Below are 8,448 nucleotides of genomic sequence, written 5' to 3' on the forward strand. Positions count from 1 at the left end.
CGGTGCAACCGGACCAACTGGTGCTGCCGGATCAAATGGTACGAATGGAACAAACGGTGCAACAGGTGCAACAGGTGCAACCGGACCAACTGGTGCTGCCGGATCAAATGGTACTAATGGAACAAACGGTGCTACTGGTGCAACAGGTGCAACCGGACCAACTGGTGCTGCCGGATCAAATGGTACGAATGGAACAAACGGTGCTACTGGCGCAACCGGTGCTACTGGCGCCACAGGTGCTACCGGAGCCGCAGGAACCAACGGAACCAATGGATCTAACGGAGCAACAGGTGCCACAGGGGCAACAGGAGCTACCGGAGCCGCAGGAACCAATGGATCTAACGGAGCAACAGGTGCCACAGGGGCAACCGGTGCTACCGGAAGTTTTGCGAATGGAACAGCTAATGGCCAAACCCCTCATTGGAATGGATCACAATGGATTATCGATAATTCAATAACTGTAATTCAAGGTCCATCAGGAAATACCTTAGTAGGTATTCTTGGAACACCTTCCAATTATGACGTTGAATTAGGTCCACAATATGGAAAAGTTAAATTTGCAGATAATTCAGAAACCATTCTTAATAGCTCAGTGATAGTTACTTCCAATGGATATGGTTCAACTGATCAAATATTAAGAGCTAATTCGAGTGGATATCTTAAATGGAGCGATGAGGCAGATCCAAGAGTAGGAAGCCTAACAGATGGAATTGTTCCTTTTTGGTTTGCAGACGCAGATGAACTTGGAAATACCTCAATGTATTATGATGGAACTAATATCGGTATTGGAACAACTATACCATTAGCCAAATTAGATGTAAATGGAGGTTTTAAAGTTAATTCTGGTGCAAATATTTCAGGTAATATTACCCTTAATGGAACAAATGGTGCAGCGGACTATTACATGGGCTGGAACACAAACAATAGCAGACCTGAATGGATTAGTCTCTCTGCTGCTATTTCCAATGGTGAAACCGATCCAAGAGTAGGTGCATTATCAGATAAATACGTACCTAGATGGAATAACACCTTATTTAAGTTAGAAAATAGTAACATTTATGATAATGGAACAAATGTTGGTATCGGAACAACAACCACAAGTGCTAAGCTACATGTTAAGTCTTCCACCTCATTAACCTCAGTTTTTGATATGGGAACAAATGGTTATATTGCCCTGAATGAAGATGGAGTTTACAGAGGATACCTAGGATCATTTAGTTCCGCAGTTTCACCTAATGATATTGACTTTGGAACCGGAGCAGGAAATAGCACAGGGGCGTTACATTTGACCATTCAAGCTACACCAAGGTTAACCATTTCAACTTCAGGTAATGTTGGAATTGGAACCACTGCTCCTGCAACTAAATTGCATGTTACTGGTGGAAATGCCTTGTTTAATGGCAATGTTTCCATAGGAACCAGTGAGGCATCATACAAATTGTATGTAGAAGGAGACATACATGGCACAAATGACGTTACCGGAAATGGAGATTTTGTGTCTGGTGGAGAGCACCGCTACTACACTGCACAAAATAGGTATTTAACGCTAAATCCTTACAATTTTACTAAACGAATTGGTGGAGATGTTCCAGTTTCTGATGGTGTGGAACTAAATAATTATTTCTACTCAACGATTTCTGAACCTTACCTCTATTTTTCCGGTTCAATAACTGCAACTTCAACCAGAACAGCTATTGCACCTGTTCAACTGCCGGATGGCGCAACCATAGCTTCAATAACTTTCCATGTATATGATGCAGGAAATTCCAACATTACTTGCTCATTTGAAAAAATACCATATACAACAACCGGTGTTGCACCAACTGTGATTTCATCAGGTTCAAGTTCCGTAACTTCTGGAGCCCAAACTTTAACCTTTAGTCCAACAAGTGAAGTAATTTCAAATTCAACTTACTCCTATTACATCGCAGTTACTATTCCTTCTGTTACTTCTGCACTTTTCAATTCTACCTATCGTCTTAAAGATGTTCAAATAGCGTATAAAGTATCTAAAACAGATTAGTAAATAATTATTTATGAAAAGCCCCAAATTCAAATGGTATATCTATTTTGGATTTGGGGTTCTTTTTTTGTTCTTCTTCTATTATAGAGAATTGATTGCTTACGGATTAAATGCAGGATTTGGTCAAGCTAAAATTCTCCTTTTTGCTCAAAAAAACCAAGTTGCATTAAACTCTAAAAAATGGTCCTCGGAAGAAAAAAGGAAAATTAAACTAATCCAAGATGTAAAAATATTTGCGGTTAATGAACTTGGATTAATCGACAACGGAAATTATGAATCCATTTATGATCAACAAGGTAAACCTCTCGTTTGGGTTGTAACAGCCTGTAAACCATATGCTTTTGAAGAGAAAAAATGGCATTTCCCATTCGTAGGAAATTTGAGTTATAAAGGTTTTTTCAATTGGCAGGATGCTAATCACGAATCAATCAATTTAAAAAAACAAGGTTGGGAAACAGGAATTGGAAAAGTATCCGGATGGAGTACATTAGGATGGTTCAAAGATCCAATTTTATCCAGCATGCTTTCAAAAGAGGATGGTAACCTTGCAGCACTTATCATTCATGAAATGGTTCATGGAACTATTTACTTAGGGAATAATGTTGAGTTTAGTGAAAATATTGCCGATTTTATTGGAAACAAAGGAGCGCAATTGTATTTTAAAAGTAAAAAACTAAAACATTCTGAAAAGGAATTCAATTCAACATTGCAAGCAGACCTATTTATGAATTCTTATTACCTATCCTGGAAAGATAGTTTAAACCACATTTATAAAACAAGCCCGCCAAGCCAATTAGAATCCCAAAAAAGAAATACAATCAGAAACATTTATCAAGGAATTTTCAAACTTCCAATTTCAAAAGAAAGAAAGGCAAAGGAATTAAGAAATGCAAAATGGCTCTATTTGGAAGGCAACGATTTCCTGATGTCTTATGTGAGGTATGGGAACCTTCAAGACAGCCTAGAAAATGTATATAGACATACCTTTAACAACAATATTAATCGGTTCATCGAGGTAATTAAAACCCAACAACATTAATCAAATTTAATTTTCTTCCCTCTGGTACCTTTAAATCTCTCCCAAAAGGACTCTCTATCTTCCAGGTTAACAAAATCAGGTTTAAGAGCTAAACTAGGATTAATGGCTGGCAACCAATGACTTGTTTGCATATCAATTCTTTGAAAAACTATAGGTACAATTTGAACTTCTGGGCAGTGCTTATGAATAAAAGATTGAACCATTATTGTTTGAAATGGATCTGTTGCCAATGCTACCTTTTTAAATCCCAATTTTTGAGCCATTTTCCAGGAATAATAAACATTCTCTGTGCTATGCTCTGCCAATGTCTCAGCAAAAGTATTCTGCGCCGGAATCCCCAAACTATCAGCTATCATTTTCATAATGGCCCCTTCAATGTAAGGGCTATAAACCGCCGAACCAGAGAAAATAATATTCTTTGTTAGTTTCTGTTCAAATAAATATTTGGCCCATAAAATTCTTGCTCTAAAAACCGAACTCGTAGCGGAATCACCAAAAGGCACACCCGGCACTATAACTGCATCAAATGGCATGTGTTCCTGCGCCCTCTTATAAGAAGAATGGGTATAAGATGTTGCGATAAAACATCCGTTGAAAACTAGAGAAAAAGAAAGAATGGCAAGTAGAAATAGTAATTTCCTTGCTGTCATGGTTGTTGTTTTAAAATGGTCCATAAAAATAGTTCTTATCTCAATCCTTCCGATTAACCTTTAACTTTTTTAACTTAATTAATCGATTACTTACTTATTTTCTAAGTGTAAGGCCCATTTTGAAACAAATATCCAAGAATGGGGTTACAAGGACTGATTTTATTACTATAAATGAGGAAAGCAATACTTTTTTATTTTTTACTTTTATTCTGCAATTATTATGCTCTTAGTCAGCCCGGACAAGAAGAAACTGACTTTTCAGGAATTCAAAACCCAAAAGATATTCGAGAGAACATTAAGCTCCTAAAAAATCTTTATAATCACTACGCATTTAAGGATCCCGCAAAAGCACATAGTTATGTTTTAAAAGCTATTGATTTAGCTGAGAAAATCCATGACAAATCTGAAGTTCAGCAGCTTTACCATCACATGGGTGAAATTTACCGTGCTAATGGGAATTACTCACTTGCCATCGAATACTTCCTGAGATCGCTCTCCATCATCAAAGAACTAAAAATGGTGGATGCTGAAATATTCGCTTACAACGATATCGGTAATTGCTACTTTGAAATCAATGATTTTGACCATGCCCTAGTATATTACCAAAAGGGTATTTTATTAGGTAAAAAATCTCCTAAATACCGTTTCGCTTTAGCAGTTTCACTAAACAATGAAGGTTTAGTATTTACTCAAAATGGTGATTATCAAATGGCATTAGCCAATCACTTAAAAGGTTTAGAACTTAGAAAGGGAAGTAATGATTTTAGCTTATTAGCACATTCCTATAAATCAATTGGTATAGACTATACCATGTTGAATGTTTATGATTCGGCAGAATACTTTCTTAACAAAAGCATAGAATCTAATTATAAAATTGGTGATTCCTTGCAACTCTCCACCGTGAATTCTTTGAAAGGGGAATTGTATACAATCAATGGCCAATTTGCTAAAGCTGACTCCTGCTTCTTATCAGCAGAATCATATTTTAAACGCCAAAGAGCCTATTCCCCACTTGCCAAAATGTACTTAAGATGGGCCGAAAGTCTGGTTAAAAAGCAGCAATACCCTAAAGCAGAAACTCTCTTTGGATTTGCTATTGAAAATGCTAAAATTGCCAAGGCTGACCCATTAATTAGCGCAGCCTACCAAGGACTAATTAGTCTTCTTCAAAAAACAGGAAGAAATGATCAGGCCTTTGAACATTACAAAAAACTGGTTGAGATGAAAGATGGTATTCTAACCAGACAAATGCAGCAAGCTTTTGATTTAGCAACTAGTCAGGATGAAATTCATAAACTCGATAAACAAATTTCTGCCGCCAAGCTTGATAAATCTAAAGCTGACGACAAAATCAAAGCTCAATCATTTCGACTTAGAGTGATGCTTGGTGTAAGTCTTGTAGGAATTTTAGTTTTTATTCTAATGCTTTGGACAGCCCTCGTATTACGAAAACAAAACAAAGGGCTCAAAATTGCTACAACTAGAGCAGAAAATGCCTTAAAGGCAAAATCAGACTTCCTGAGCAATATGAGTCATGAAATTAGAACTCCAATGAATGGCATTGTTGGATTCACTGATTTATTGCTATCTGAAAACCTGGGAATAAAAGAAAGAGAATTTGTGCAAAGCATCAAGTTCTCAGCCGATAATCTGATGGTTATTATCAATGACATTCTGGATTATAGCAAAATTGAAGCAGGTAAACTTTCCCTTGAAAAAGCTGACTTTAACCTTCACGCTCTTATCAAAGAACTTAGCCGAAACTATCATATTCAATCTAAAGCCAAAGGTTTACATTTTGAACTTAAAATGGACGACAATGTGCCCACCATGATCAAAGGTGACCCGGTAAGAATGTTCCAAATTTTAGGGAATTTGTTAAACAATGCTATCAAGTTTACCACCGAAGGCAATATCTATTTCTCCATCAAGATAGATGCTGACGGAAAGCAATTATCATTTTCAGTCAAAGATTCAGGAATAGGAATTGCTCCAGAAAAACAAAAATACATCTTCGAAAAATTCACCCAGGCAGAGGAAAACATTACCAGAATCTTCGGAGGTAGCGGATTAGGTCTTCCAATTGCAAAAAAACTGGCCGAATTAATGGAAGGAGATATCCTTGTTCATTCAATCATTGGCCAAGGTTCTGAATTTACCCTGGTAATCCGAAACTTCCATTCCGAAAAAGCCATCGTACCTGTACCTTCTGCTGAACCAAAAATCCTGGAAGAAAAACCCAAAGTATTGACAATGCCGACAGCAAAAAACAATAAGGTGCTGAGTGTTGACGATAATTCGGTTAACCAGAAAATTATCGGACTTATGCTTAAGGGATTAGGTTACGAAGTTGATTTTGCAATGGGTGGTAAAGAAGCCTTGGATTACATCGAGAAAAACAACTACCTCTTCATCCTTATGGATTTTCACATGCCTGAAATGGACGGGTTTGAAACTACCCGAATTATTCGTGCTCTTAATTCGGAATCCAAATCAAAAACTCCAATAATGGGAGTTTCTGCCGATGTTTTTGAAAATGCAAAAAATTCAGCTATTTCTTCAGGAATGAACGCCATTTTACATAAACCAATTAAGAAGGATGACTTAGCTAACTTAGTGACCGAAATCTTAGAAAAAGGTCAGGCTGGAAAATTAGCTTCTTAAAAGAGAAATTTTGGCAAAATTTTTACTTATCCGATTCAGTTCTATCGGTGATATTATTCTCACCACCCCTATTATCCGTGCGCTAAAGGAACAAGTGCCGGAAGCAGAAGTTCATTTTCTTACAAAAAAGAACTTTGTAGGGTTGGTAAAGCATAATCCATACCTATCCAAAGTTTTCGAATATGATAATTCTCTTGCTTCACTGCTGGCCGATTTAAGAAAAGAAAACTACACGCATATACTCGATTTACATAAAAACTTAAGGTCTGCACAAGTAGTTATTTCCCTTAACAAACCAAGCACCAGCTTCGATAAACTAAACATTGAAAAATGGTTGGTTGTAAATTTAAAAGTAAATAAACTTCCGAAAGATCATTTGGTTGATCGTTACTTTAAAGCCTTTTCCAAGCTCGGTATTCATAATGACAATCAAGGACTAAATTTCTTCCCTGACCCTACCTCCCAAATCCCAGAACTTCCTTCAAATTTCTCGCCATATTTCATGGTTTGGGCCATAGGTGGAACACATTTTACCAAGCGTCTTCCTCCTGAAAGCATTCGATCCACTCTTGAAAAAATCACATACCCTTGCATCCTTCTTGGAGGAAAAGAAGATGAAACCACCGGAGAATCAATAGCTAAAGGACTACCTCATGTGCTAAATCTTAGCGGTTTAACTTCAATAGATGAATCTGCCCTTCTGATTAAGGCTTCCAAACTAGTGGTATCAAACGATACCGGCATGATGCATATCGCGGCAGCATTTCGGAAAAAAACTATAAGCATTTGGGGTAACACCATTCCCGAATTCGGCATGTATTCTTATCAGGAACAATCCAATGTAATTAATATGGAAAACTCGGATATCAAATGCCGACCTTGCTCCAAACTTGGATTTTCCAATTGTCCTCAAAAACATTTCCAATGTATGAAAAACCATTCCATCGAGGCATTGATCTCCAACATCAACACCTTTTGGAATTAGATTATTCCGTACAAACTATTTCCTTTTTCTCCTAACCTATCAACCTTTCTTTCGATATCCGGTGATTTTTCCAGCACTGGTGCATGATGAGGCTTAATTCGGGCGTCAATCAAAACCGAACCCCTGCAATACCAATGCTTATTTTCGAAACCGGTTTGCAATCCTTGTATATCATGACTTGGATTACTCCTGGTGAAACTTACCCATAAGAAATTAGATAAATTTTCAGCAACAAAGGAACTATCATCGCAAATGATCCACAAAGGAAACTTAGATTGAATTTCAAGCGCATTGTTTCTAAAATGCAGATCTAATCGTTCGTATTCCTTTGCCGCCTCCTCAGCCATGTAACGTGGTGCTTGGATGGCTAAAACCCCAGGCATAACTACCTTAGGTAAACTAAATCCTGTTGGTAAAGTAAATTCACCCGGAATTTCTTTACCCAGTTCCCGCTTTTTTTCACCTGCACAAGCAAATACCACTTTTGAACCTGTATTCAATCCATCCCCACTGTAATCCAAGGTATCTATCGAAGTTTTGGTATAAAAATGGATATCCCTTGTTGGATCAAACCTCTCTAAAAAATCAGTAAAAAAATGGGCAATATCATGGGTATCTAACTTTTGTCCGGGTGCCGGAGCGGAAATAAATAAAAACTTTGCCAATGATAACTGCCCTGTTCCTAATACATGGTTAGCTATGGTAAGTATTTCCTGAGGCTGAACCACAGGCATATATGGGGTATATCTTTCCTTTCCCACGGCTAATAACAGTGGATGAACCCCTGCTGCATCAACTGCATGAACCTCTTGTAACCCAGGAATCTCAGACGATATTCCACCTCCTACCATTTCATGTATCAAAGCGCCAAAACTTGTATCCTCTTGAGGTGGACGACCAACTACCGTAAATGGCCAAATCGCATTTTCTCTGTGCCAAACCTTGTGAACCTTCATTACGGGAAAATCATGAACTAAGCTATAATAACCTAAATGATCCCCAAATGGACCTTCCGGCTTATTTTGATTGGGATAAACTTCTCCGGTAATTACAAAATCAGCCTCTGTGCTAATACAAAATCCATCCC

General features: G+C 37.6%; 6 protein-coding genes. 4 read left to right on the forward strand and 2 right to left on the reverse strand.

Annotation, left to right across the window (positions count from 1 at the left end; genetic code table 11):
* The coding region (locus tag K1X82_13835; protein MBX7183186.1) for a hypothetical protein at positions 1–2,023 on the forward strand (2,023 nt) is incomplete at its 5' end.
* 13 nt (positions 2,024–2,036) lie between these two features.
* On the forward strand, positions 2,037–3,062 hold the full coding sequence (locus K1X82_13840; GenBank protein ID MBX7183187.1) for an aminopeptidase: 1,026 nt from the start codon (positions 2,037–2,039) through the stop codon (positions 3,060–3,062).
* Here K1X82_13840 and K1X82_13845 read toward each other — a convergent pair.
* The gene (locus K1X82_13845; GenBank protein ID MBX7183188.1) at positions 3,059–3,712 is read right to left on the reverse strand and encodes a YdcF family protein; all 654 of its coding nucleotides are present in this window, start codon (positions 3,710–3,712) and stop codon (positions 3,059–3,061) included. The two genes, K1X82_13840 and K1X82_13845, sit on opposite strands and share 4 nt — an antisense overlap.
* Before the next feature lie 171 nt (positions 3,713–3,883).
* On the opposite strand from K1X82_13845, the gene K1X82_13850 reads away from it, so the two are divergent.
* Positions 3,884–6,376: a tetratricopeptide repeat protein gene (locus tag K1X82_13850; GenBank protein MBX7183189.1), complete on the forward strand. Its 2,493-nt coding sequence runs from the start codon at positions 3,884–3,886 to the stop codon at positions 6,374–6,376.
* Positions 6,377–6,386: 10 nt separating this feature from the next.
* Positions 6,387–7,361: a glycosyltransferase family 9 protein gene (locus K1X82_13855; GenBank protein ID MBX7183190.1), complete on the forward strand. Its 975-nt coding sequence runs from the start codon at positions 6,387–6,389 to the stop codon at positions 7,359–7,361.
* Here the strand turns inward: K1X82_13855 and K1X82_13860 are convergent.
* Positions 7,358–8,448: UbiD family decarboxylase (locus K1X82_13860; protein MBX7183191.1), on the reverse strand; the 1,091-nt coding region annotated here is incomplete at its 5' end. The genes K1X82_13855 and K1X82_13860 overlap by 4 nt on opposite strands.

This window comes from Bacteroidia bacterium (genome assembly GCA_019695265.1).
GTDB lineage: Bacteria > Bacteroidota > Bacteroidia > JAIBAJ01 > JAIBAJ01 > JAIBAJ01.

Coding starts and splice junctions, on each gene's coding strand:
- K1X82_13840 (MBX7183187.1), top strand. CDS start 2,037: ATGAAAAGCCCCAAATTCAAATGGTATATCTATTTTGGATTTGGGGTT.
- K1X82_13845 (MBX7183188.1), bottom strand. CDS start 3,712: ATGACAGCAAGGAAATTACTATTTCTACTTGCCATTCTTTCTTTTTCT.
- K1X82_13850 (MBX7183189.1), top strand. CDS start 3,884: ATGAGGAAAGCAATACTTTTTTATTTTTTACTTTTATTCTGCAATTAT.